The organism is Streptomyces sp. NPDC002853 (assembly GCF_053591915.1).
In genome coordinates, this window is record NZ_JBSFUS010000002.1 from 443,529 (window position 1) to 467,095 (window position 23,567).

Here is a 23,567-nt window from a genome sequence, read left to right on the forward strand (position 1 = left end):
GGCCGGGCCTCCCGGTGTCGGGAACGAAGGAAGTCCTTCGCAGGACCGGTCGGTGATCTTGCAGCCGTCGGATTCGCGGCCGGCACCGGTGGCCACCCTGAGCGCAGCCGCAGCAGCGGGAGCGGGAGCGGGCATGCTGGCGGGTGTTTGATCGGTTCAGCAGTGTGACCGCGCTTGCGGTGGGGGGAGCGTGGCGGCCCGTCAGCTGTCGGTGGGGCCGCAGGCGCGCAGGTCCGTGAGGGCCAAGCGTTCGTGCACGACGGCGTGGGCGAGGCTGGTCAGATCCATGTCCTGGGTGTGGGCGTGGGCGCGCAGCAAGGCCAGCGCCTGGCCGGCTGTGAGGGCATGGCGGTAGCTGATCATGCCGATGGCCTGGTGGACGACCGCGTCGTCAGGCAACAGCCAGGCGTGGGCCGGCTCTTCCCCGGCAGACACAGGGGCAGTCAGCAGCAGGAGGTCCGCAGCGTCCGCATGATCCTGGGCGGTGTGCAGGTCGGCCTCGGAGATCGGGCCAGGCCGTGAGCGGTAGAGGCAGAGCACCAGCCCGAACCGCCCTGCGGGATCAGAGCCGCTCAGCACGGGCAGGGCGAAAACGGCGCGGATCTCGCCGGCCCTGGCCCGTGCGGCGTAAAAGGGCCAGTGCCGGGTGACCTCAACGTCGTCCATATCGCTGACGAGAACCCGCGCGTTCTCTCTCAGCGCCTGTACGCACGGCCCCTCCCCGAGGCTGAGCTGCAGCGCCTCGCCCCGTGCAGCCAACGGGCCGGTGGCACACAGGGACACCCGTTGGGCGAGGGCGGCGTCCACCGCCAGCGTCAGGCCCACGGCGTACGACTCACGCAGGGCGGCCCGGCACGCCTCGCCCAGGCGCCGGGCCGGGTGGGCGTGGCCCAGATGGCTGGCGGCCAGTACGACAGCTTGCGGGCGGGGGCCCTTCACGAAGAACCCGTTCCCGGAGCCGACGGGCCTGCGGCCCCGGGGTGTGCGCGCATCGTCATGGTTCATTCCACCGCCGACACCGCCGACACCGCCGACACCGCCGACACCGCCGACACCGCCGAAGGGAAGGTGAACGAGCAGCGTCGCCTCGGGCAGCCCTCTCCACCGACCTTACGCCCTGCCCGCAGGCTGCACAGGAACTAGAGGCGATCGACACCGGCGACGCTCGGCGGGATGCGCCTCCGGTGTCGCTTTCCCGCCGGTTCCGCGCCGCCGGGAAGACGAATGTGGCCCTGCCCATCCAGGGTGGTCGGCCATCCATGGCAGCTCAACTGCCTAGACTCGGGGCATCGGAAGTCCGCCCAAACCGGCGGCGCTGTGCTGACAAGCGGAGGGTGGACATGCCGGGAGGTGAAGTGCGGTGGCCGGCGGCCGGGACTTGATTGCGGTGCTGGAGAGTCTGCACCCCACGGGCGGCGACAGCGGGCTGGTGGGCGCCGACCCGCAGCTGTGCGCCCAGGTCCTTGGCGCGGACGGCATCGCCGTGTCGGCGCTGACCGACAGCGGCCTGAGCGAACTGCTGTGGTCCACCAAGGGGGCCAGTGCGCGGCTGGAGGACCTGCAGTACACGCTGGGCCAGGGGCCGGGCCCCGAAGCGGCACTCTCCGGTGAGCCGGTCCTGGTGGCGGACCTGTCGACCATCGCTGCTGACCGATGGCCCGCGCTCCTGCCCGAGGTGATGGCGCTGAGCATCGGAGCGGTCTTCTGCGTGCCGTTGCAGACCGGTGCCGCGTGCCTGGGCACCATGACGTTGCAGCGTGCCACGCCGGGCCCGCTGCCGAACGACGGGATGACCGATGTCTGGCTGGTGGCCAACGCGGTCAGTGCCGTGCTCCTGGAAAGCAGCCCGCAGCAGGACGCCTTCGCCGCCGGGGAACAGGGCTCGGACTTCTACCGGGCCATCGTCCACCAGGCCAGCGGCATGGTCAGTGTGCAGGCCGGGGTGTCACTGGCCCAGGCCCTGCTGCGGCTGCGTGCTCACGCCTTTGCGCACGCGCGGTCCGTGACGGAGGTCGCCGAGGACGTGGTGGCCCGACGATTGCGCCTTCGAGATGATAGGGACGGGCCGGACAGCAGGGCCGGCGAAGGGACTGAAGGGCCATGAGGCGTGAGGAACAACTGCTGGCAGCCATGGTGGATGCCGTGGACACGCTGGTCGACGACTTCGGCCTGATCGACTTCCTGCACCAGCTGCGCGATCACTGCAATGACCTGCTGGACGTCTCAGCCGTGGGCGTCATGCTCGCCGGCCCGAACGGCAACCTGCAGCTGATCGCCGCTTCGGATGAACACACCCGACTGCTCGAACTTTTCGCTCTGCAGACCGACCAGGGGCCGTGCGTGGCGTGCTACCGCGACGCCACCGCCCGCCTGAACGTCGATCTCAGTTCCGCCGCGCAGACCTCCGAGTTCCCGCGCTTCGCCGAACGGGCCCGTCAGGCCGGCTTCGCCACCACGCACGCACTGCTGATGCGCCTGCGCCAGCAGGTGGTGGGCGCACTGAATCTCTTCGACACCCGGGAACAGAAGCTCAGCGACAGCGACGCCAAAGTGGCGCAGGCCCTGGCCGACGTGGCGACCATCGCCATCCTGCAACACCGGTCCCTGGTGCACGCCAACATCGAACGGGCCCAGCTTCGCTCCGCCCTTTCCAGCCGCATCGTCATCGAGCAGGCCAAGGGCATCCTGGCCGAGCACTGGCACACCGACCCCGACGAGGCGTTCGAGGCCCTGCGCCGTCACGCCCGCAAGCACCGGCAATCTCTGACCACGCTGTGTCGACAGCTCATCGACGGCGCCCTCGACACCTCCACCATCGAACGCAGGTGACACGGCCGTGACACCTCTGTGTGGCTCCGGACCTGTACTCGTCGCCCCGGCCTCATCGCAGGGGTGCTCATGAACGACAACCACCACGCCGCGGCGTGGCACCACATCAGCGTCACCGCTCGCACCACCGACATCACCCTCGCCAGCGCCTGCCGGGCCTGCGCCGACGACGTGGAAGCCGACTTCGCCGGCATCACCCTCGTCAGCGCCGGCGAGCTGCGCCTGCTGGCCGCGGCCACCGACGAGCGGGCCAGAATGGTGGAGGACGCACAGCTGGTGTCCGGTGAGGGCCCCTGCACGGAGACCTTCACCCAACGCGCACCCGTCGAGGTGGTGGACCTGAACGCCGAGCCCGATCGGTGGCCCGCCTTCGCCTCGATCGCCTCCGAGCAGAACATCCGCAGCATCCTGGCCCTGCCCCTGTCCATCGGCGCCCTGCGCGTCGGCGCCATGGACCTCAACCGCTGCGCGCCCAGCCCGTTCACCTCGGCCCAAAAAGACCGAGCCATCGCCTACACCCGCATCCTCACCCTGCTCGCGCTGGACGAACACCCCCACCTGCTCACCACCCGATCACGGCCGGCCCAGCGCGGACCGCAGGGCTACCCGCCCAGCGTCCATATGGCCGCCGGCGTCCTCGCCGCCAAGTACGGGCTCACCCCCGACGACGCCCTGGCCCGCATCCGCGCCCACTCCTTCCGCCACAACCAACCCTTGCTGAGCACAGCCGCACACGTTCTCGACCACCAGAGCCTCGACTAGAACAGGGCCCGAAACACGCGAATGCACAGTGCTCCGTCGGCGGTCAACGTGCCGACCAGCAGGCCCTTTTCCCCCACGGCTCACCAGCCCCGTGTGCGGGCAGAGATGGCTTACCCCCGCCCTCCGCTAGAACGTGTAGCGGGTGTGGCTGAACACCTGGCCATCGTGACCGAAGCCGTACGCCGTGCCGGGTGCCACCGCGAACAACAGGTCGTTGCCCTCGCGGATGCTGTCACCGAAGCCGTAGAACATCCCCTCTGACGAGGTGATGTGATCCCCGTACTGCGCCTCGAACGCGGCAATGACTTCGTTCTGCCGCGCCGGATCCACCACCCGTTGCGCCGTTCCCTCGATCACGAGGTCGAGACCTTCGGACAGTGAGTTGTGGCCTGTGGTGAGAGCGCACTGGGGGTTGCCGGCCAGGTTCTTCGCCTTCTGCTCACCCAATCCGGTGCTGAAGTGCAGCGCCCCGTCGTGCCAGGCGGCGATCAGTGGCGTGACGTGCAGCCGGCCGTCCGGCCGGACCGTGGTGATCCAGAAAACCTCGGCGCCCCGCAGCCGGCGCTGAGCCTCGGCCCAGTCGGTGGCGGTGACGTCCGGCGCGCCCGGGCGCGGATTGAGCGCCGAACTGTAACGGGCGTCGAGCTCAGTCTTGGGCACCTTGGGCGTCATGACAAAGTCCTCTCCCTCTGCGTGTCATGAAGGCTACGGCTCCTTACCCGGCAGCGCTCAGCACCGGGCCGCGGCCGGGATCTGTCTGGCCAGCCGCAGTCCGAGGAAACCTTCGTAGATTTCGTCGCGTCGTTCCCAGACGTTCCCAGCGGACGCATGGATCTGGGACGTGAAATAGAGACGCTCACTCCCCTGCGGTAGCCCCCGCCGACGCTTCCCGCCCACAGGAACCCGGCCTCATACTGGCCCCGGTCCTCAGCGGGCCAGTCCAGTGCGGAGCTACGGCCCCGGGCTCACGATTCGCTGACGTGTGTGCGGGGCGGCGGGACGGGGCGTAGACCCTGGTCGAGTACGTGGGTGGCCACGGTGGTCAGGCGTTGGCCATGGGTGCGGGCGTGGTGGCGCATGGCTTCGAAGGCGTCGTCGAGGGAGGTGTCCAGGCACACGCTGAGGAAGCCCTGCGCCTGTTCGATGATGATGCGGCTGTGCATGGCGGTGTGGAGCTGGGCGGTGGGGGCCTGGTCAGTGACGAAGGTGCGCTGGTGAAGCAGGCCGATGGCGGCCTGGTCGGCGAGAGCCTGGGCCAACGGTAGGTCGGCGGGTGCGGGCGCGTCGGCGGCGGCGCTCAACACCAGCAAGCTACCGAGTACTTGGTTGCGCAGGCGCAGCGGGACGGCCGCGGTGTAGGTGTAGCCGTCCTGCCGGGCCCGGCGGACGAAGGCCGGGTACACGTCGTCATGGTCCAAAGCCTGCGGAGCGACGGACTCGCCGGTGTGCAGGCAGTGTGCGGCGGGGCTGTCGACGGCGGCGGTCGCCATGAGATCGCCGGTCTGTGTGATGGCCGGTGTCCAGGCGCAGGGCTGCAGGGCGGCATCGGCGGGACGAGTGAGGAAGAGGCCGGCGGCAGAGATCCCCAGGAGTTCGACACAGCGGTCGGTGAGGAGTTGGAAGAAGTCGACCAGGTCGAAGTCGTGGACCAGGGTGTCGGAGAGCAGGACGAAGGTGTCGGCCAGCCGCTGTTCTCGTGGCGTCGTCATGGATTCTCCTGGGACGAGGAGCCGTTGTCGGTACCGCCGCGAGTGTTGTGATTGGCGGCCAAGGTCATTTCGCGGCGCACAACCGCGCGGGCGACGTCGGTGACGTCGCAGTCCAGTATAAAAGCTTCCGCGCGCAGCCGGGACATCGCCGCGGCGAGCGGGATACCGAGCAGGGCGGCGACCATACCGGTGGCCTGGTGCACCTCCGCCCGGTGCAACCCCATCACCCCAGCCCCCGCCCCTTCGGCTGCTTCCTTGGCACCGGGCAGCCGCATGTGCAACAGGAACTGCGTCAAAGCGTCGCAAAGCATCAGCGCATCCTCGACATACTCGTCACTGAGCATGCCCGGCCCTCGCCGGTATCCGGTGAAGGTGCCCACGCGCAGTGCTCCCCAGCGCAGCGGGAAAGCGAAGATGGCCCGCAGTGGCAGCTTGGTGACCTCTGACAGGAAGCCGCTCCAGCGCGGTCCCGGAGCGGCATGCACATCGGCCAACAGACACATCGTGCCGCTGCGCGCCGCCTCGATACCAGGCCCCTCTCCCAGGGTGAACTGCAGGTTCTCCAACTGGGCGCTCAGCCGGTCACTGAAACACACCAGCTCCGGCCCCTCGGCAATCACCGAGACCGCCACACCGCTCAGGCCCAGCGCCGCGGCGCTCCGTCCAGCCCACCGCGGTGAGAGCTCCCCTCCTTCGCTGTGCCGGATCGAATCAAGCAGCTGCAGAACCCTCTCGTCGGTCACCGGGCTACTCCCTTTCCGCGTCGGGTCCACCGCCCATCTTCGTCCTCGCGCCCTAGCAGCGTCATGTAAACGAGGGCAAAACCCCCTCTCGAGCGACCTCATCACCGGTCGCACCCGCCGTCGTCCCCCGCTCTTGTCCGCGCAGGACCTCACGCTCCGTGTCCACTCCCGAAGGCGTCCAGCGATTCTGTTGACTGGTGGCGCTGTTTAAGCAGCCGGAACGCGCGTAGTCCGGTGGCGGTGCTCAGTCGTGCACCATCCAGGTCGGCCCGGGCGAGTTCCACGTTCCCGAGATCCGCTCCGGAGAGATTGGCTCCTTGAAGCTGCGCGCCCGACATTCTTGCGCGCATCAGTTGGGCGCTGTACAGGTTCGCGTTCTGGAAGTGCGCGCCTCGCAGGAAGGCCCCTCCGAGTCGTACGTAGCTCAGGTCTGAGTCCTGGAATAGGGTGCCCGACCACACGAGTGTGCTCGAAGAGCTTCTCGGTTTGCTGGTGGCTCTTGTGCGTGTACCTGAGGCCAGCTGCTGCGACTGCTCCGGCGACGATGGCAATGAGCATGGTGCGGAAGCCGGTGATGATGATCCCGGCGCTTGAGACGAGCTTGCCGCCCTCTTTGAGGTGGTGGCCTTCGATCCACCACGGTCCCCAGATGAGGAGGACGATGAGGGCGGCAGTGCCGACGCCGCCCCAGATCCAGGAGGCTGTGGTGGGGACCTTCTTCGCGCCGTTGCCGCTGTTGCCCATGGCGTCATGATGTCCGCCTCTGTCGAGTGGCCTTCGGTCAACAGTGATACGTACCTGGGTCGTAGAAGTCGCTCGCCCGCCAGGGGGAGAAAGGTCGCTCTGGGGGTTGATGTCGCGCCGGCGCGGTCGGTGCGAGGGTCACTTCATGATCAGTGCGGCAGGGACGACGACGGCACTTAAACGCACGTGGCGCCACCGGTGGCCGTACCGGGCAGGCCCGGCCACGTTGCTCTGGGCGGTTGGCTACACCGGCTTCGGCCTGGTGTGCGCGCTCAGCGGGACGCCGCTGCTCTACGTGGGCGCCGCTCCGGGGCCCACCGTACTGGGCTGGGTGGTCGTGGCGGTGGGATCGCTCTCGGGGGTGGCCTGTTGTGCGGTGGGGCGGTGGGGGCTGCGGCCAGCGTTGCGGGTGGCGCTGTGGGGACTTTGCGTGCTTGCAGGGGTCGCCGCATTCGGTCTGCTGATGGACGTCATCACGCTGGTGTTCGGTCAGGGGGTGGACAGTGGAGTGGCCGCCGTCCACCACGCGCTGGCGGCCGCAGGAGTCCTGCTGCTCGCGGCCACTGCCCGATCTGCCCGCCGTCCGTCCGAAGCAGCCGTCGAGCGTCCCCCTTCTGCCGCCTCACGGCCAACTCAGCTCGCTGCCTGCGCCGGAACGGTGGCCTTCCTCCCCTACGCGGCGATGAAGCTGATCTGGGCCTCCGGCGGTACCTTCGCCGGGATGACCGGCGAGGAAATGCTTGCGATCTCCAAGCGCAACGGTGCGTCGGGAATCTGGCTCACCCTGGAGTCCTGGGGCCTGGACGCCACCGTGCTGCTGGCCGCGCTCGGCGTCTTCCTGCTGTGGGGCCTGGTCCGCCCGTGGGGCCAGGTCTTCCCGCGCTGGACACGGTCACTGAGCGGCCGACGCGTCCCGCGCTGGCTCCCCATGACCCCGGCCTTGATCGGCGCCGCCACTCTGGCCCCGTACGGGCTGCTCGGAGTCTGCTACGCGGCCCTGTCCACGGCCGGTGTGGTGACGACGCCGCGAGGCGACTTCCACTCTGCGGGCGATGCGCTGCTGGTCGCCTGGATCGGCTTGGCCGCGTTCGCCGTTTACGGGGCCGCGCTGACCATCGCTGTCCGCTCCTACTGGATTCGGACCCATGGCAATCCGCCGCGGGCGCGGACAAACGCAGTGATGGCCCGCAGCCAGTCGGCCAGCAACTGAGGCCCACTAGGCTGCCCACCCGCAGGGCAGCAACTCGCCGACCTGGAGTGAAGAGGACACCACCCGCACCTTTGATCAGAAACAGCACCTGAATGGGTCACCTGCTTCCATGGGTCGACCCATCTCCACGGGCGTCGATCTTGGGACCCTCGTACCGTGCATGGTGACCGCCTCCGTGCAGGCGGTGCAACGAAGGCACCGGGGGCGCGAAATGAGAACTATGTGTTGGCGCCGGCCCGAGTGTGACGGCCTTCGGGATGGGGGCCGTGCCAGTCCAGGCAGATGACGGTGGCGTCATCGGCCATCTGGCCGTTGCACGCCTCCGTAACGGCGGCGGTCAGGAGCCGTACGACCTCTCGGGGGTGTTCGCCGGCCGTGGCACAGATCAGCGCGGCAAGGTCGACCGACTGGGCCTGACGCTCTTGCATGCCGTCGGTGCAGAGGACGAGACGGTCGCCAGGGCACAGGTCGAGGTTCTGGACGCGGTAAGGACGCGGGGCGGGGATACCGAAAGGCAGGTTGGCAGCCAGACGCACCTCCTCGACAGCGCCCGCGCGCAGACGCAGGGGCCGCGGGTGGCCGGCATTGACGAGCTGGGCGCCACTGCCGTCGAGAGCGATGCGCAGCAACTGACCGGTGGCGAGGGTGTTGCGTCCGTGGTCGAGCAGAGCCTGGTGGGTCTGGCGCGCCTGTTCGGCCAGATCGTGTCCGGTGCGGCGAGCGCCCCGGGAGGCGTTCACCAGGAGGGTGGCCATCAGGGCGGCGTCGACGTCGTGCCCCATGGCATCGGTGATGGACAGGTGCAGGGTGTCGTGGTCCAGGGCGTAGTCGTAAGTGTCACCCGCGATGTGGTTGGCGGGCAACAGCGCCGCGGCGAGAGTGAATTCGGCGGCCTCACATGAAGACGCCGACGGAAGGAGTTGCCGCTGGATCTCGGCGGCCAGACTCACGGGGATGGTGCGTTGGCCCCAGAAATAGAGGTCGGTGAAACGGCGGTCAGTGACGACGATGTACGCCAGTGCGTGCGCGGTCTCCTCCACCTGCTCCAGTACGTGCTGCGTGACGTCGGGGAGGAACAACTCCAGCACGCCGATGGTGTCACCCCGATTGGTGACCGGAGCAATCACGTGTTGACCACGTGAGCCGCCTGGGCTCTGGACCAGCTTCTGGGTACGCAGGACTTTCTCGTAGTCGCTGCCGGCGAGAGGGATCTGCTCGGCGTGGTTCTCCTGTCGCGCATCGCCCTCCTCGCTGACCCGCACCATCTGCCGGCCGACGATGTCGACGAACAGAAATGAGACGTACCGCGCGTCGAACCACTCGCGTAGCTTGCGGGCCACTACGTCGAGAGAGGCTCCCGGTGCGGCGTCCTCCGCCGCCGCGAGTACCTCGGCCAGACTGATCCGACCCTGCGCCATGTGTAGCCTCCCTCAGTCTCATGATCTCCTTCCCGCAACCGTTCACCAGATCAAAGGTTTGCCCGACGAACACAATGTTGCGGGCCCTGTCGAATGCTCTGGCGAGGCCACCTTTCCGGCACGGGGTATCTGTATACCCGCCCGCGGACCGTGATCCGTGCAGCGGTCAAGCCCGGCAACGAAGCCGTCTACTCCCGAACTCCGGAACAGTGACGGCGCGTTGGGACAGGTTGGGAGCGCGCTCAACTTCGGCGGCAGGGGGCGGGCCCGGAGCAACACACAGAAGTGGCCCCCTGACCGGATAGCCCGGGAAATCTGTTGGGCTGCCCGGCTCGCGTCAGACATGATCGACTCATGAACACCTACCTGGAGAGCGAGCGTCTGGCCCTGCGCCGCTTTACTGCCGATGACGCGGACCTGCTGATCGAGTTGGACAGCGACCCGGCAGTGATGCGCTACCTGAGCGGCGGCGATCCGACCGCGCCGGAGGTCATCCGGGAGCACCACCTGCCGAAGATCCTCGCCGGGTATGTGAAGTGGGGCGGCGACCTCGGACTGTTCGCCGCACACGAGAAGGACGGCGGCGCGTTCATCGGCTGGTTCATCCTCCGGCCCGAGCAAGAGGGGCCCCTGGACGAAGTCGAACTCGGCTACCGGTTGCGGCAGGCAGCCTGGGGCAAGGGTTATGCCACCGAGGGTTCGCGGGCCTTGCTGGCCAAGGCGTTCACGGAACTCGGTGTGCGCACGGTCTGGGCAGAGACGATGTGCGTGAACCGCGGTTCGCGCAACGTCATGGAGAAGCTCGAGATGAGGCTCGCAGGCACCATCCCCGTTCCCTCGGACATGGGAAGCATCGAGGGCGCCGCGCAGGGAGGCGTACGGTACGAGATCACCAAGGAGCAGTGGAAGCAGCCGTAGCCACGGCGTCAACCAGCGCCTTCGCCCAGTAGGCCCCCTTCCGTTGATACCGCGTGAAGCGCTGCGTCAACCAGCTCACAGGCTTCCGCGGCATGGCCACCCGATACGACAAGACGGCCTCCTCGTACGAAGCAGCGGTCAATCTCGCGTCGTTCCTGCTCGCGGGGGTAGTCCACCAGCACCACCAGATCGACCATTGCTTCCTCGTCCTCCTGACCAGTGCTTTTGCGATCTCTGCGGCATTGCGCTCCCAGCTATTCACTCACGAGGAAACGGGGGGTGGCCACGAGACACGACAACTCGCGGTTCGCCACGAGGCGACCGTCCTCGTTGCGGCCATCAGCGAGTGGCTGTGACCGACAGACGCGGAAATCGGTTTGCGTCACCGTGCTTCAGGAGTGACGCTCGCCCCCATGACGACAGACCTCATCGTGCGTCCGGCCCGGCCCGCCGATTCGCACACCTTGGCCGAACTACGTTGGACGTTCAAGCAGGAGGACCACGAGGGGCAACCGCCGGCTCCTGCTCGGCTCCTGGAAGAGGCCGAACAGTGGATCCACACCCGGCTCTGCGATGAACAGTGGTTGGCCTGGGTCGCAGAGGCCGAGGGTGAGATCTGCGGACACGTCTTCCTCTGTCTGGTGGAGAGGATGCCGGAGCCCTACGGCGACAACAACCCGGTCGGCTATGTCACGAACTTCTTCGTCATGCCGTCACAACGGAACAAAGGAGCGGGCTCGGCACTCCTGGCGGCGCTGAAGCAGCACTCACGCAGCGCCGGCCTCGAGGGCTTGATCGTATGGCCGTCAGAGCGCAGCACCTCTCTGTACCGGCGCTCCGGTTTCCACCCTCCGGAGGAACTGTTGGAACTTTCGCTCGACATCTGATGACTTCCACCTGCAATCCACGCTCTCGCCGCCTGGGGAGTGGCCACCGGCCCCCGTATCGGTGCGGCCCGTCCCGTGTGGGCCGGGCGCACCACCGAGACGGAGGCCTGGAACATGTAAGAGGCGACCGAGCTCTCCGTCGACCGCCGCAGTTCCGTCGACCGCCGCAGTGTTCAGCGCACGACCGGGCACGTCAGGTCCAACGGTCGGCATGCTGTACTTCGAGCAACTCGAAGCGGTGATCGGCGTGTTGCCGCATCTGCATGGCACGGAAAACCTGCATGGCACGGGACTCGAATCGAGGCCGCATCGACCAGCCCGTCAGGCGTTCGGACCGGCGCCCACGAAGAGGCAGAAGGGGTGGCCCGCGGGGTCACGCAGGACGCGTACATCATCCTGTGGCTGGAAGTCCGTCATCGTCGCCCCCAGGGCGCAGGCACGCTCGACGGCCGGCGACAGGTCGTCCACCTCAATGTCCAGATGCATCATCATCTGCTGCTCGGACCGTGTGGAAGGCCACCGCGGGCGAATGAAGAGCGGCTCCGTCTGGAACGACAGTCCGGGACCGCCGTCGCTCGGAGCGATCTCGACCCAGTCGGACTCCTCCTTACGTGTCGACCACCCGAGCAGGCCCTGATAGAACTGCGCCAACTCGTGGGCGTCTGGTGCATCGAGAGTGGTCGCGGCCAGCGTGAAACGCGGTTGAGTATGCATCCAGTGCTACTGCCCCCTTTCGCTGCCGCAAGGCCGGCCTCATGCTCCCCACCGCTGCCGATGCCGCGCGTTGCTGGGACTACGGCGCTTCGTTCCGCCGCCGATCGCCAACCGAAGCAAGCTCTGACATCCGACGGAGCCGACGGGCCTCAGTCTCGGCCAGACGCCCGCAGGATGAACCGCGCCCGGTCAGGGGCAGGCGGGATCCGGCCGCCCTGCTGAACGACCGCGCCGAGTGACCTGCTGCGGGTGCTGCGGGCTGCCCCAGGTCCGGGCGTCCCGCCCGGCCCCTTCGCCTGTCAGGCGGCTGTGGCGCTCGCGTTGCGGGTCAGCTGCCTGCAGCGAGTGAGCGGTGCCGGGATTGAAGGTTCGAGAGCGGGCACGGCCGCGACAGCGTTCGCGACCGCTGCCAGGAGGCCCTGGCCTCCGCAGATCAACGCGCGAGCGGGAGGCGGGGGCAGCCGGCGCGAACACACTCTGCCGGGACAGTCAGGGCCGAGCCTGCGCGTCGCATGCCTCCAAAGAACTAGGAGCCGACCTCGGCACTCCCCTAGCCGCAGCGTGGGTCGATGCCCGCACGCCTCCGTCTGGCCAAGTAGAGCGCCATCGAGCCCGCCGCGGCGAAAAAGAGAAGAGCGAACGCTCCTGACATCACCGCGAGAAGCAGAGCGCCGCCGCCCCCGACGTCTTCCTCTCGGGCGACCGTCAGCGGATCGTTCGCCTGATACCGCACCGTCCACTCGGTCCCGACGGAGTCCTTGCCTCCCCCACTGCCCACCGGCAAACTCGCCACGACGCTCCGACCGTTCACCTCGAATGTGACCTCGCAGTGCCCGGCCATGCACGAGCCACTCCTGAGCAATGTCGCTGGAGCACGTTCACCGTCCTGAAGCGAGCGCAGGTGCAGGGCGGCTGGGAACATCACCAGCCCCGACAACGCGCCGAGCAGCACCGCGATCACCAGCGACATCGCTACAGCCACGCGCGGCGACAAACCCTTCGAGGGCATCGCCTGCTGGTAAACGCTGGGGATGTCCTGCCTCGCTCTGCCCCCTGCATCCCGCGCCATCAGGCTCCGTTCGGTCCGCGATGGATCTCGTGTCAGCCGCGAGATTGATGTTGCCGACCAGGGTAGGTACCGCCCGGGCCGCGCAGAATGCAGGGGTACCGACACATCGGGCGAGGCACCGCTGCCGGGTACCGGCAATCGGAGGCCGCCCACGGGCGGAGCTGTTCCGCGAGGCAAAGCGACCGCCAAGACCAGCCGACACCTGCTGGGTCCGACTCGGCGGCCCGTCGCCCTCACGGGTACTGGGCCCGCCGCGACTCACTTGCGCTGACGGTGGTGTGCTGCTGCCTCTCTGATCTCCTCGGTGGCCGACCGGAAAGCTGGGGCGGCGTGAGCGAAGTAGTCGAAGAGAACTGCGCGTTGGTCCGGCGTGTATCTGCCGAGAACCTCGGCAATCTGGCGCCGGGCAGGCCCGACCAGCTTCTCGATACGGTCGAGGGAGCCGGCGACCGGCTCGACGATGACCTTGCGTCGATCATTCGGATCGGCAGCCCGGCGGACGAATCCGGCTCGCTCCAGGCGGTCGATCAAACGAGTGGTCGCCCCGGTGGTGAGACCGGTACATGCGGCCAGCTCACCCGAGGTAAGCGTGCCTCCCAGCGCAATCTGGCTGAGCGCATACCACTCGGAGGCACTGAGCCCCACCGCTTCCGCCCCAGCCATGCCGTGGAGTCCCACAGCGTCGAGGTACTGACGGAAGACCAGGTGCTCGTCTGCCGACGTCAGGTCTGCCATATCCCTGGATGCCCCTTGCGTAGATAGCTGCACGCATGCAGATAATGTCTACCTGCAATATCTGCATCAGTGTAGCTACCTGGAGGATTCCATGCCCACCACGGACGACCGGAACGCCGTCACCACGGTGATCGCCTCACTCATCGACGCCTGGCGGCGCCACGACGCCGACTCGTACGGTGCGCAGTTCACGCAGGATGCCACCTACGTCACCTTCGTCGGCACGTACTACCAGGGCCGCCGCGACATCATCGACAGCCACCGGACACTGTTCGCCAAATTCCTCAAGGGCACACAGCTCGCCGACGAGATCCTGGACATCCGCTTCTACGGTCCAGACACCGCAGTGATCACCGGCCGCGGCGAAAGCTACAAGGGCAGCAAGCCGAAGAAACTGACCAAAGTCCAGACCTACACCCTGGTCCGGGAGCCGGACGGTCAGTGGCGCATCGCGGCCTTCCACAACACCAAGCGCAAGCCGCTCATGGAGGCCATCTCCTTCAAGGCCGCCCCCGCTCTCGTCCCGGCATCCCAGAAGTGACGTACTCCTCGACCGCTGCCTCATCACCGACAGCGCGCCGCGCGCAGCGCCACGACGTTGGGTATACCCCTCTGCCGCGGGGCGTTCCGCGCTGTGACGTCACCTCTCATGCACCTGCACACCGCCGCTGACCGTCAACTGCCTCCCGGGTCCCGGGCCTGGGCCCGGTGGACGAACTCCGTCGCCTGAAGTGCACGAAGCCAGGGAGCCTGCCTCCATAGCCCAAGGAACCGAAATGCGGGCGCCAAGCGTGCCCGCCAAAGGCCGCGACACGTCCCCTCACGAGCACGACTGAATCTTCATCAGTTTCGCGCTTCGATGAGGTATCCCTGCCTCATGCCCCAGCTCACCGAACTGCTCCCCGTCGAGGCCATCCGCCTCGACGCCCCCGCTCCCGACTGGCAGGGCGCCATCCGTGCCGCCGGGGACCTCTTGGTCGCGAACGGCATCAGCACGGACGCCTACACCCAGGAGATGCTCCGCAGCGTGGAGGAGAACGGGCCGTACATCGTCGTCGCTCCGGGTTTCGCCTTCGCGCACGCACGGCCGTCGCCCGCCGTGCGTCACACCGGCCTGTCCTGGGTGCGTCTTGTCGAGCCCGTACCGTTCGGCCACGACACCAATGACCCGGTCCGCCTCGTCGTCGCCCTCGCCGCCACGGACGCCTCCGCGCACACCCAGGCGATGGGCGCCCTCGCACGGCTGCTCGCCGACCCGGGGACAGTGGAGGCCCTCGACCAGGCCCCCACCCCCGAATCAGTGCGCCAGATCCTTGCGAGAGCCGAGGAGCCAACCGGACCGACTGGACCAACCCAACCGACCGAACCAGCCGAACCGACCGAACCAGCCGACCCCACGGCCACCGAAACAGCAGGCGGCTCCAGCGGCACGCACACGATCCTCACCGTCTGCGGCAACGGCGTCGGAACCAGCCTGTTCCTCAAGTCAACGCTCGACAAGGTGCTCGACCGGTGGAAGTGGTCCCGCTACGTCGACACCGAGGCGACCGACACCATCTCCGCCAAAGGCAAGGCCGCACAGGCCGTGGCCATCTTGACCTCCCGCGAGATCGCCAGAGCTCTGGGCGACGTAGGCGTGCCTGTGCGGGTCATCGAGGACTTCACCAGCGCCAAGGAGGTGGACGCCGCACTGCGCGATCTCTACGACGTCTGAACTCCCGGCCTCCCCCGGCCTCCCCCACCCCTAACCGTCCGGCAACGTCCCCGCCGAACCTCCAGAAAATTCCGGTAATTCATGAACGTCCTCGTCGACATCGCGAAATTCATCGTCAATGAAATCCTTGCCGTCCCCGCCTACCTCATCGGCATCATCACCGCCATCGGGCTCATCGCCCTGAAGAAGTCGACCGGCCAGGTCGTCGGCGGCGCCATCAAGGCAACGCTGGGCTTCCTGTTGATCGGCGCGGGTGCGACCCTGGTCACCGCCTCCCTCGAACCGCTCGGCAAGATGATCACCGGCTCGACCGGCTCGCACGGCGTCATCCCCACCAACGAAGCCATCGTCGGCATCGCCCAGGCCGAGTACGGCTCGCGCGTGGCGTGGCTGATGATCCTCGGATTCCTCGTCAGCCTGCTCCTGGCACGCTTCACACCGCTGTCGTATGTCTTCCTGACCGGCCATCACATGTTGTTCATGGCCACCTTGTTGACGATGGTCCTCGCCACGGCAGGAGTCACTTCATGGGTCGTGGTGGTGGCCGGTGGCATCCTGCTCGGCGTCATGCTGGTCGCGATGCCGGCCTTCGCCCACCCCTGGACCAAACGCGTCACCGGCAACAACACCGTCGCCGTCGGACACTTCGGCACGGCCGGCTACATCGTCTCCGGCGCGACCGGGCAGGCCATCGGCAAGAAGAGCCGCTCCACGGAAGAGATGAACCTGCCCGAGGGCCTGCGCTTCCTGCGCGACTCGATGGTTGCGACGGCCCTGTCCATGGTCCTCATCTACATGATCATGGCCATCGTCTTCCTCGCCAAGGCCGGCAGGACCGAGGCATTCCAGGCGTACTCGTCGGGGAAGGGCGACCCCGGCTCCACCGGCATCGGCAACTACCTGATGTCCTCACTGGGGCAAGGCCTCCAGTTCGGCATCGCCGTCGCCGTCATCCTCTTCGGCGTCCGCACCATCCTGGGTGAACTCGTCCCCGCCTTCCAGGGAATCGCTCAAAAGGTCGTGCCCGGCGCCATCCCCGCCCTGGACGCGCCCATCGTCTTCCCGTACGCGCAAAACGCCGTCCTCGTCGGCTTCATCTGCTCGTTCACCGGCGGTCTGGTGACCCTGGGACTGCTGGCCGGGGTCTTCAACCCGGCCTTCGGCACAGCCCTCGTCCTGCCGGGTCTGGTCCCCCACTTCTTCACCGGTGGCGCGGCGGGCGTCTTCGGCAACGCGACGGGCGGCCGCCGCGGCGCCGCCGTCGGCGCGTTCCTCAACGGCGTCCTGATCACCCTCCTGCCGGCGTTCCTCCTCGGGGTGCTCGGCTCGTTCGGCTCGGCCAACACCACTTTCGGAGACGCCGACTTCGGCTGGTTCGGCCTGATCATCGGCAACGCGGCGAAGGCAGGCTCGGTGGCCGGCATCGTCCTCATGCTGCTGATCGGCGTCGTCATCCTCGTTGCCGCGATTGCCTGGCAGAAGAAGGTCGTCGACACCGGCTGGGACCCGGGCGCCGGGCGCGACAAGCTGCTGCCCCCTGAGGCCCGGGAGACCCTCGAGGCACAGGAAACCTCCGCCCCGACAACGACCCGTAAGTACGCGAAGATCGCCCCACCGGCGGGCGCCCCGAAGCCGCCACGGCCAGAGGCCTAGCCAGTCCAAGTCCAAGGAGGTCAGTCGAGCCTGTAACCGAGTGCAGCTCGGGTGACGGACGAACTGCCCGCAGCGAAAGCCCCGCGGAAGGACAGGTCAGAAGACAGACCAGGGAACAACATGGCAAAACACGAGCAGCGCCCGGGCCGACGCGGTGTTCGCCGCCGCCGTCCGGCCGCTCGCTCGTCTCTTCGCCCAAGCCGAGCTCACCCTGCACAACGCACACGCCAAGTCACCGCGGGACGCGCGAGTTTGACCGTGTGAAGGCGCTGCTTGATCTTGCCTCGGCCCCGATGAAAGAGTGTTCCTGTACGTCACGTCCCGCAGGTTTTCGCAGACAGGAACGTTTGTCATGAGCACTCTCGGTCTCGCCGGAAAGTCATCCGTCGCCCTGGCACTGGCCTGCGCAGCCACGTTGTTGATGCCGGCCACTCCGGCCGCCGCCTCGGACTGGGACCGGAACTGCTACAGCATCTCGGCCCCCTACAAGGGCATCAGCGAGATCATCGGCAAGGCCGGCAAGACTCGCAGCGGCTGCACGGACGCCACGATATCCCTGCAGCGTCACCGCTGGTACGGCTGGGAGGAGATGGACTGGACCCCGCTCGAGAGCGGCACCAAGCTGGCGTACTGGAACTGCACGGGTTCTGGCACCTACACCTACAAGACGGTCGTGGGCGTCGACTCCAACCTCGCCACCTACGAGAGCGCCGAACGTCGCCTGACGTGCTGAAGGTGAGGCCCGGCGGATTCGCCGAGATGGCCGGCAGCGGTGCGAGGTGGCTGTGGATTCTGTGGGCCGCAGTCTCTGAGATCCCCGACGGCGACGCCAACTGCCGCTAGGTGAATCGCGCGCCCGCGCGGCACCACCAGCAACACCCTTCGTGTGGGCCACCGGCGGGCACCCGCTGTCTGGCCGGATCCCGGTGCAGGACAGGGCAAAGCAAGACAAGGCAAGGCGGAGGAAGCGTCGCCCTCCACCTCTACACCGCCGCTCCCTTGACCGACGTCCCGGCCGTCCTCACGGGCGGGCCGGACGTCGTCGACACCAAAGAGGGCGCGTACATCCTCGCACCGCGCCGCGAGTACCAGTCCGCCCGACGAATCGGCGGCGAGGAACCATTCGAGGGGAGTGGCTACGCGCCACTGCCGGCGACGACCACGTGTGTCCCAATCTCTTGCGCCCCCGCCTATGAAGTGGGGACGCCGAGGGGTCTCATGGGGCAAGGGGTGCGCCGAACTTCTCGACGGCCGCCGGTGTGACGGGGGTGAAGAAGTTGACCAGGGTGCCGTCGGGGTCGCGGAACAGGAGCGAGCGGTTGCCCCAGGGCAGCGTGGTGGGCTCGTTCACGAAGTCCTCCACGAAGCCGGTCAGGTTCTTGTGCACACCGTCCACGTCGTCGACGAGAAATTCGAGGATGACGCTGTGGTTGTCGGCCGGGCGGGCGGATCCGGGCGCGAAGAGCGGGACGGTACGGGTGCTGCCGATGGCGAGGGTGGCCGAGGCGATCCTGAGCTCGGCGAAGTCCTCGTTGGCCCAGTCGGCGGTCACGCCCGTGGCGCGCTCGTAGAAGTCGACGAGGCGGGCGACGTCGCTCGTGATGATGCGGACAGAGACGAAGTGCATTGGTCTTCTCCTGGTCGATTGGTCGATCGGTCGGTTGGTCGGTTGGTCGGTTGGTCGGTTGGTCGGTTGGTCGGTTGGTCGGTTCGTGCTTCTGACCTGAGGCTATGACCAATACCGGGCGAAACCCGCCCGGTATATCGGGCAGACTTGCGCGCATGCCCCGTCCCATCGCCCGTGTGCTCACCCTCCTTGAGCTCCTGCAGTCGGGCGGCGTCAGGACCGCGTCCGAACTCGCCGACCGGCTCGACGTCGACGAACGCACGGTGCGGCACTACGTCAGCCACCTCGTCGACCTCGATGTGCCCGTCGAAGCGGTCCGTGGCCGCTACGGCGGCTACCGGATCTCCCCCGGCCACCGCATGCCTCCGCTGATGCTCGGCGACGACGAGGCGCTGGCCGTGCTGCTCGGCCTGGTGGCGGGCCGGCGCGCCGGCCTGACGGCCGCCACCGGTACAGCGGGTGAGACGGCGGCGGCCAAGATCCGCCGGGTACTGCCCGAGCGGCTGCGGCTCGGACTCGACGCCGTGCTCGCCTCCCTTGCCTTCACCGCTCAGCCCGGCGAAACGGTCGCCCCGGACTCCGGGGTCCTACTGCCGCTCGCCGACGCGGTGAACCACCACCGGCCGGTCTCGATCAGGTACACCGACACGAACGGCCGGCCCAGCGAACGCACCCTGCACCCCTACGGGCTCGTCGCCCACTCCGGCAAGTGGTACGTGACGGGGGCGGACCTTTCGACCTGCGGCCAGGACCGCACGTTTCGCCTGGACCGCGTCACCACCGTGCGGACCCTGCCGGGCACGTTCGACCCGCCGGCTGGACTCGACCCGGCCGAGCGCGTCCTGACCGGGCTCGCCACGGCTCCGTACCGGCATGCGGTGACCCTGCACGTCCAGGGCACGGCTGAGCACATTCGCACCCGGCTTCCGCCGAGCGTCGCGCTCGTGGAGGAACTGCCGGCCCGGGCGACCCCGGATCGCGCGGATCCACCCGATGAGCCATGGTCCCGCGTAGAGATGCGCGTGGACCGGCTCGACTGGCTGCCTGCCGTACTGGCCTCGCTGGACCGGCACTTCGTCATCGAGCGCCCGGACGAACTCCGCGGCCTCGTCGAAGCCTTCGCCGAACGGCTCGTGCACTCCGCCCGAGCCGAGCGTTCCTAGCGACCCGGGTCATCGAGGTGTCTCAGCAAAAAGCGGCGATGTTGCGGGCGACCCAGGCGTCGAAGGGGCGTGGGGCGCGGCCGAGTACGCGTTCCACGTCCGGGCTGATCCGCAGTTCGGCCGGGTTCGGGGCGGAGATGATGTCCAGGGTGTCGTCGGCGAGTTCGGCGGGCACGAACCGAGCCATCGCGTCCTTGGCCTCGTCGCGGGTGAGTTCGTCGAACCGTACGGGCGAACCGAGCGCGGCGGCGATCGCCTCCGCCTGCTGACGCGGTGTGATCACCTCCGGCCCGGTCAGTTCGTACACCCCACCGGTGTGCCGCTCGTCCAGCAGGCAGGCCGCCGCGACCTCGGCGATGTCCGCCGGGTCGATGACGGGCACTCCCACGTCACCGAACGGCGCGGCGACCGTTCCTTGCGTACGGACGGACTCCGCCCAGGCCAGGGCGTTGGAGGCGAAGCCGCCCGGACGCAGGACGGCCCACTCCAGGCCGGACTCCCGCAACGCGTCCTCCAGTGCGCGCATCGCGACCCGCGTCGGGCCGAGCGGTCTGGTCGCCACGCCCTGCGAAGACAGCAACACGACCCGGCGGACTCCGCAGGACACGGCCAGGTCGATGATGTCGGCGGGCCTGGCTTCGGGGGCGTGCAGGTCGCCCGACAGCAGGAGGAACAGCGCCTTCGCCCCCTCCAAAACCGGCTCGAGGCTGGCTGGTTCGGCCAGGTCGGCCGTCACGTGCCGCACCCCGCCGGGCACAGCCGCCTCGCGCCGCGACACCGCCGTCACCTGCTCGCCCTCTTCGGCCAGAGCCTGCGTCAGAGTCCGGCCCACGTTCCCGGTAGCCCCGGTCACCACGATCATGTTCAGCTCCTAGTCCTTTGTGCGCTGCGGCTGTGCACTGTGGTTGTGCACGGCGGAAGTTGACGCTAGGAGCCGGGCTCACTTTCCGTAAGGACATACCCAGAGGTAAGCTCCGGACATGGAGGAAGGCACGCAGCTGACACGGGTCGAAGCGGGCTCCCGGTATGAGGTGTTTCACACCGACTGCCCCGCGCGGGACATGGTCGACCACGTGACCAGCAGGTGGGGCATCTGGGTGCTGATCTCCTTGCGAAGCAACGGCCTTCGGTTTTACGAGCTGCGTGACAGCATCCAGGGCATCAGCGAGAAAATGCTCGCCCAGACCCTGCGCGCCCTGGTCAAGGACGGTCTGGTCTGGCGGGCGGTGGAGCCGACGACGCCGCCCCAGGTCACCTATGGGCTGAGCGAGTTCGGGCAAGACGTCAGCGAACCGCTGACGGACTTGTTCGACCTGATCACCCAGAGGCTGCCCCCGCGCAGTCCGGCATAGCGCAGTCACCCATCACGCCTGCCGCACTTGCCTCCGCCATCAGTGCCCTTCCCTGTATGCGCGGGGAGCAGAGCTCCGTCTTGCAGGGCGTAGCCGGTGTCCGTCCCGGCGTGGGCGTCCCTAGTTCCAGGGGTCCAGGGCGAGCTTGCCCCGGGTCTGGCCCGCCTCGAGTTGGCGCAGCAGCATTGCCCCGTCAGCCAGGGGGCGAACCTGGGGCGTGCCGGGCGTGTACACGCCTTGGTCGATGAGGGCCCCGATCTCGACGAGCAACGACTGGTAGACAGACGGGGCCGCGGCCGCCAACGCACCGATGTGCAGGCCCTTGACCTGGACCTGGTGGGTGAAGACCAGGTCGTGCGTGGTGAGGGTGGCATCGCCGGAAGCGGCGCCGAAGACAACGATGCGTCCGGTGAAGGGTTTGGTGACCGACAGGCTGGTCTTGAACGTGGCCTGTCCCACCGATTCCAGTACCAGGTCGACACCGCCGGTCAGCCGGGTAATCTCCTCGGCCAGATCCGGGCGTCGGCTGTCCAGGACCTCGTCGGCGCCGAGGGCTTTGACGGTGTCGTGCTTGGCTGGGGACGCTGTGGCGATGACGCGCGCACCATAGTGGCGGGCGAGGCGAACAGCAGCCTGCCCTACGCCTCCGGCCGCGGCGTGGACGAGCACTGCCTCACCGGTCTTGATCTCGCCCAGCGGCTTCAACGCCGCCAGAGCGGTGGCCCAGTTCAACACCATGCCGAGGGCTTCGGCGTCGCTCCAGCCCGCGGGCACCGGAAGCGCGCCGGCGACCGGCATCGTCATGTACTGCGCGAAGGCGCCGGGGCCGGCTCCGACGACGTGGGTGCCGAGGGGCAGCGGCGTTCGGACGTCCGGACTGACGTCCACGATCTCGCCGGCAGCCTCGAAGCCCGCCACGTAGGGGGCCTGCGGGCCTCCTCCGTAGGTTCCATGAGTCTGCATGGCGTCGGCGAAGTTGACCCCGGCGGCACCCACCCGGATCAGGTACTCACCGGGCCCCGGTACGGGGCGGGGATGTTTCGTCGTGAGGGTCAGGTCCTTCGGCCCCCGGTGCGACCGCTGGATAAGTGCTCGTATCGTCTGCTCAGCGGGGTGCTTCCGCTCATTGGTCTCCATGGACCGAACCTAGGATCCTGACACTTACGTCAAGGTCAAGCGGCTGTCAGACATCAGTCGGGCGGAGATCAGTGGGGCGGGCCTCTCTCAGGTAGGTGTCGAGTGCCGCCTGCTGGTCGCTGAGAATCGCAATACGGGCGGCGAGCCGATCGCGATAGCTCTGCACCTCGTGCAGGAACTCCGCGCACACCGCGTCAGCGCCGGCATCGGAGCCATCCGTGAGGCGGGGCAGGAGTTCCCTGATCAAGCGCACGGGCAGCCCGGACTCCAGCAGTGTGCGGATGTCGAGCACCCGGTCGATCGTGGACTGGCAGTAGTCACGAAACCCATTGCTGCAACGGCCGGGGACGATCAAACCCTCGTCCTCATAGTGCCGCAACGATCGCGCACTCACTCCGCTGACTCTGGAAGCCTCACTGATCCTCATATCCGGTGGCAACGCCCAAGAGCACCACGATCTTCCGGCGCTGATCTACGACGAGCTGAAGACCTGCTCAGGCGCCAACAACCGTCAACAACCTCATGTCCCGCAACAGCTACGCGGGGTCTTGGGGGACGAAGCTCAGGGGCTGGAACGGCGGCGCGTTGTGTGCGGAGCACCCCGGCGGCTGCCGCGTCGAATCCCCGGGGCCAGACCGTGGTGGCGTCGGCCACCGCGGTGGTGAACGTCGCTCCCCTCAGGTCGGTGCCCGTCAAAACCGCCACCACGAGCCCGCCCGGCCGGGGCAGAGGAATCCGTCGGGCTGCGTGGCCCTTTGCCGCGTCAGGCGTGAGGGCTCCAGTCAGCAACCAGGGCCAGGAGACCGGGGAAGCGGGCGTTGAGGTCGTCGATGCGGACGTGGCTTCGGCGCTCCAGGCCGTACTGACGCTGTCGCGTGATGCCGGCCTCGCGGAGCGCCTTGAAGTGATGGGTCAGCGATGACTTGGGGCGATCGAAGCCGAACCAGCCGCAGGTGTGGTCGAACTCCTGGGACTCAAGCAGCAGTTTGCGGACGATCGTCAGGCGCAGGGGGTCGCTGAGAGCGGCGAGAACGGTTTCCAGGCGGAGTTCTTGTGCTTTCGGCTCCGGGAGGGGTTCGGGCAGGTCGGGTGGCTCAGGGAGCACCTTGAAGCTGTGCGCGACGTTCGGCTGCTGCGGCATGGGCGGGACCTCATCACGTGATTCCTATGTACGACTTCGATC

The 23,567-nt window shown here is 67.9% G+C and carries 27 protein-coding genes; 13 read left to right on the forward strand and 14 right to left on the reverse strand.

Going from position 1 to position 23,567, the window contains the following annotated elements; translation table 11 throughout:
- Nucleotides 1–201: 201 nt before the first annotated feature.
- Nucleotides 202–1,005: a GAF and ANTAR domain-containing protein gene (locus ACWD02_RS06540; protein ID WP_451205152.1), complete on the reverse strand. Its 804-nt coding sequence runs from the start codon at nucleotides 1,003–1,005 to the stop codon at nucleotides 202–204.
- 355 nt (nucleotides 1,006–1,360) lie between these two features.
- Between ACWD02_RS06540 and ACWD02_RS06545 the strand changes: the two genes are divergently transcribed.
- The 3 genes from ACWD02_RS06545 to ACWD02_RS06555 all read left to right on the forward strand — a co-directional run bounded on the left by ACWD02_RS06545 (nucleotide 1,361) and on the right by ACWD02_RS06555 (nucleotide 3,591).
- Nucleotides 1,361–2,104 carry a GAF and ANTAR domain-containing protein gene (locus ACWD02_RS06545; RefSeq protein WP_451205155.1) on the forward strand — a complete coding sequence of 248 codons (744 nt, stop codon included), beginning with the start codon at nucleotides 1,361–1,363 and terminating at the stop codon, nucleotides 2,102–2,104.
- A 38-nt stretch (nucleotides 2,105–2,142) separates the two neighbouring features.
- Complete coding sequence (locus tag ACWD02_RS06550) at nucleotides 2,143–2,829, forward strand: ANTAR domain-containing protein (RefSeq protein WP_451205157.1); 687 nt, start codon at nucleotides 2,143–2,145, stop codon at nucleotides 2,827–2,829.
- A gap of 69 nt (nucleotides 2,830–2,898) precedes the next feature.
- Nucleotides 2,899–3,591, forward strand: a complete 693-nt coding sequence (locus ACWD02_RS06555; protein ID WP_451205160.1) for a GAF and ANTAR domain-containing protein — start codon at nucleotides 2,899–2,901, stop codon at nucleotides 3,589–3,591.
- Nucleotides 3,592–3,717: 126 nt separating this feature from the next.
- Here the strand turns inward: ACWD02_RS06555 and ACWD02_RS06560 are convergent, their stop codons facing one another.
- The 4 genes from ACWD02_RS06560 to ACWD02_RS06575 all read right to left on the reverse strand — a co-directional run bounded on the left by ACWD02_RS06560 (nucleotide 3,718) and on the right by ACWD02_RS06575 (nucleotide 6,795).
- Nucleotides 3,718–4,263, reverse strand: coding sequence for a pyridoxamine 5'-phosphate oxidase family protein (locus tag ACWD02_RS06560; protein ID WP_451205163.1), 546 nt, complete (start codon nucleotides 4,261–4,263; stop codon nucleotides 3,718–3,720).
- Between the two features lie 293 nt (nucleotides 4,264–4,556).
- A complete protein-coding gene (locus ACWD02_RS06565) occupies nucleotides 4,557–5,300 on the reverse strand; it encodes an ANTAR domain-containing protein (RefSeq protein WP_451205166.1) in 744 nt (247 codons plus the stop codon).
- Nucleotides 5,297–6,043, reverse strand: coding sequence for a GAF and ANTAR domain-containing protein (locus ACWD02_RS06570; RefSeq protein ID WP_451205169.1), 747 nt, complete (start codon nucleotides 6,041–6,043; stop codon nucleotides 5,297–5,299). The genes ACWD02_RS06565 and ACWD02_RS06570 overlap by 4 nt, the downstream gene beginning before the upstream one ends.
- A gap of 149 nt (nucleotides 6,044–6,192) precedes the next feature.
- Nucleotides 6,193–6,795, reverse strand: a complete 603-nt coding sequence (locus tag ACWD02_RS06575) for a pentapeptide repeat-containing protein (protein ID WP_451205867.1) — start codon at nucleotides 6,793–6,795, stop codon at nucleotides 6,193–6,195.
- Nucleotides 6,796–7,013: 218 nt separating this feature from the next.
- On the opposite strand from ACWD02_RS06575, the gene ACWD02_RS06580 reads away from it, so the two are divergent.
- The gene (locus ACWD02_RS06580) at nucleotides 7,014–7,997 is read left to right on the forward strand and encodes a hypothetical protein (RefSeq protein WP_451205172.1); all 984 of its coding nucleotides are present in this window, start codon (nucleotides 7,014–7,016) and stop codon (nucleotides 7,995–7,997) included.
- 218 nt (nucleotides 7,998–8,215) lie between these two features.
- On the opposite strand, the gene ACWD02_RS06585 is transcribed toward ACWD02_RS06580, so the two are convergent.
- Complete coding sequence (locus tag ACWD02_RS06585) at nucleotides 8,216–9,415, reverse strand: PP2C family protein-serine/threonine phosphatase (protein ID WP_451205175.1); 1,200 nt, start codon at nucleotides 9,413–9,415, stop codon at nucleotides 8,216–8,218.
- A 354-nt stretch (nucleotides 9,416–9,769) separates the two neighbouring features.
- Here ACWD02_RS06585 and ACWD02_RS06590 point away from each other — a divergent pair, with 354 nt between their 5' ends.
- The 3 genes from ACWD02_RS06590 to ACWD02_RS06600 all read left to right on the forward strand — a co-directional run bounded on the left by ACWD02_RS06590 (nucleotide 9,770) and on the right by ACWD02_RS06600 (nucleotide 11,220).
- Entirely contained in the window at nucleotides 9,770–10,333 is a 564-nt protein-coding gene (locus ACWD02_RS06590) for a GNAT family N-acetyltransferase (protein WP_451205177.1), read from the forward strand.
- 92 nt (nucleotides 10,334–10,425) lie between these two features.
- Nucleotides 10,426–10,689 carry a hypothetical protein gene (locus ACWD02_RS06595; RefSeq protein WP_451205180.1) on the forward strand — a complete coding sequence of 88 codons (264 nt, stop codon included), beginning with the start codon at nucleotides 10,426–10,428 and terminating at the stop codon, nucleotides 10,687–10,689.
- Between the two features lie 57 nt (nucleotides 10,690–10,746).
- Nucleotides 10,747–11,220 (forward strand): GNAT family N-acetyltransferase, encoded by a 474-nt coding sequence (locus ACWD02_RS06600; RefSeq protein ID WP_451205183.1) that lies wholly within the window; start codon nucleotides 10,747–10,749, stop codon nucleotides 11,218–11,220.
- Nucleotides 11,221–11,541: 321 nt separating this feature from the next.
- Here ACWD02_RS06600 and ACWD02_RS06605 read toward each other — a convergent pair whose 3' ends face one another.
- From ACWD02_RS06605 to ACWD02_RS06615, 3 genes are all read right to left on the reverse strand, one after another.
- Nucleotides 11,542–11,934 carry a VOC family protein gene (locus tag ACWD02_RS06605; protein ID WP_451205186.1) on the reverse strand — a complete coding sequence of 131 codons (393 nt, stop codon included), beginning with the start codon at nucleotides 11,932–11,934 and terminating at the stop codon, nucleotides 11,542–11,544.
- 550 nt (nucleotides 11,935–12,484) lie between these two features.
- Nucleotides 12,485–12,904 carry a hypothetical protein gene (locus tag ACWD02_RS06610; protein WP_451205189.1) on the reverse strand — a complete coding sequence of 140 codons (420 nt, stop codon included), beginning with the start codon at nucleotides 12,902–12,904 and terminating at the stop codon, nucleotides 12,485–12,487.
- 357 nt (nucleotides 12,905–13,261) lie between these two features.
- A complete protein-coding gene (locus ACWD02_RS06615; protein WP_451205192.1) occupies nucleotides 13,262–13,738 on the reverse strand; it encodes a MarR family winged helix-turn-helix transcriptional regulator in 477 nt (158 codons plus the stop codon).
- A gap of 91 nt (nucleotides 13,739–13,829) precedes the next feature.
- On the opposite strand from ACWD02_RS06615, the gene ACWD02_RS06620 reads away from it, so the two are divergent.
- The 4 genes from ACWD02_RS06620 to ACWD02_RS06635 all read left to right on the forward strand — a co-directional run bounded on the left by ACWD02_RS06620 (nucleotide 13,830) and on the right by ACWD02_RS06635 (nucleotide 17,838).
- Complete coding sequence (locus ACWD02_RS06620) at nucleotides 13,830–14,279, forward strand: SgcJ/EcaC family oxidoreductase (protein ID WP_451205195.1); 450 nt, start codon at nucleotides 13,830–13,832, stop codon at nucleotides 14,277–14,279.
- Between the two features lie 336 nt (nucleotides 14,280–14,615).
- Nucleotides 14,616–15,452 (forward strand): PTS sugar transporter subunit IIA, encoded by an 837-nt coding sequence (locus ACWD02_RS06625; protein WP_451205198.1) that lies wholly within the window; start codon nucleotides 14,616–14,618, stop codon nucleotides 15,450–15,452.
- An 81-nt stretch (nucleotides 15,453–15,533) separates the two neighbouring features.
- Nucleotides 15,534–17,105 carry a PTS ascorbate transporter subunit IIC gene (locus ACWD02_RS06630; RefSeq protein WP_451205201.1) on the forward strand — a complete coding sequence of 524 codons (1,572 nt, stop codon included), beginning with the start codon at nucleotides 15,534–15,536 and terminating at the stop codon, nucleotides 17,103–17,105.
- 352 nt (nucleotides 17,106–17,457) lie between these two features.
- Complete coding sequence (locus tag ACWD02_RS06635) at nucleotides 17,458–17,838, forward strand: hypothetical protein (protein WP_451205204.1); 381 nt, start codon at nucleotides 17,458–17,460, stop codon at nucleotides 17,836–17,838.
- Between the two features lie 483 nt (nucleotides 17,839–18,321).
- Here the strand turns inward: ACWD02_RS06635 and ACWD02_RS06640 are convergent, their stop codons facing one another.
- On the reverse strand, nucleotides 18,322–18,732 hold the full coding sequence (locus ACWD02_RS06640; RefSeq protein ID WP_451205207.1) for a VOC family protein: 411 nt from the start codon (nucleotides 18,730–18,732) through the stop codon (nucleotides 18,322–18,324).
- Between the two features lie 155 nt (nucleotides 18,733–18,887).
- On the opposite strand from ACWD02_RS06640, the gene ACWD02_RS06645 reads away from it, so the two are divergent.
- Complete coding sequence (locus ACWD02_RS06645) at nucleotides 18,888–19,895, forward strand: helix-turn-helix transcriptional regulator (RefSeq protein WP_451205210.1); 1,008 nt, start codon at nucleotides 18,888–18,890, stop codon at nucleotides 19,893–19,895.
- A gap of 22 nt (nucleotides 19,896–19,917) precedes the next feature.
- Here ACWD02_RS06645 and ACWD02_RS06650 read toward each other — a convergent pair whose 3' ends face one another.
- Entirely contained in the window at nucleotides 19,918–20,757 is an 840-nt protein-coding gene (locus tag ACWD02_RS06650; RefSeq protein WP_451205213.1) for an NAD(P)H-binding protein, read from the reverse strand.
- A 118-nt stretch (nucleotides 20,758–20,875) separates the two neighbouring features.
- Between ACWD02_RS06650 and ACWD02_RS06655 the strand changes: the two genes are divergently transcribed.
- Entirely contained in the window at nucleotides 20,876–21,247 is a 372-nt protein-coding gene (locus tag ACWD02_RS06655) for a winged helix-turn-helix transcriptional regulator (protein ID WP_451205216.1), read from the forward strand.
- A gap of 120 nt (nucleotides 21,248–21,367) precedes the next feature.
- On the opposite strand, the gene ACWD02_RS06660 is transcribed toward ACWD02_RS06655, so the two are convergent.
- The 3 genes from ACWD02_RS06660 to ACWD02_RS06670 all read right to left on the reverse strand — a co-directional run bounded on the left by ACWD02_RS06660 (nucleotide 21,368) and on the right by ACWD02_RS06670 (nucleotide 23,525).
- Nucleotides 21,368–22,384 carry an NADPH:quinone oxidoreductase family protein gene (locus ACWD02_RS06660; RefSeq protein WP_451205219.1) on the reverse strand — a complete coding sequence of 339 codons (1,017 nt, stop codon included), beginning with the start codon at nucleotides 22,382–22,384 and terminating at the stop codon, nucleotides 21,368–21,370.
- Nucleotides 22,385–22,430: 46 nt separating this feature from the next.
- Nucleotides 22,431–22,811 (reverse strand): MerR family transcriptional regulator, encoded by a 381-nt coding sequence (locus ACWD02_RS06665; protein ID WP_451205222.1) that lies wholly within the window; start codon nucleotides 22,809–22,811, stop codon nucleotides 22,431–22,433.
- Nucleotides 22,812–23,147: 336 nt separating this feature from the next.
- Nucleotides 23,148–23,525 (reverse strand): ArsR/SmtB family transcription factor, encoded by a 378-nt coding sequence (locus ACWD02_RS06670; protein ID WP_451205224.1) that lies wholly within the window; start codon nucleotides 23,523–23,525, stop codon nucleotides 23,148–23,150.
- Between the last annotated feature and the right edge of the window lie 42 nt (nucleotides 23,526–23,567).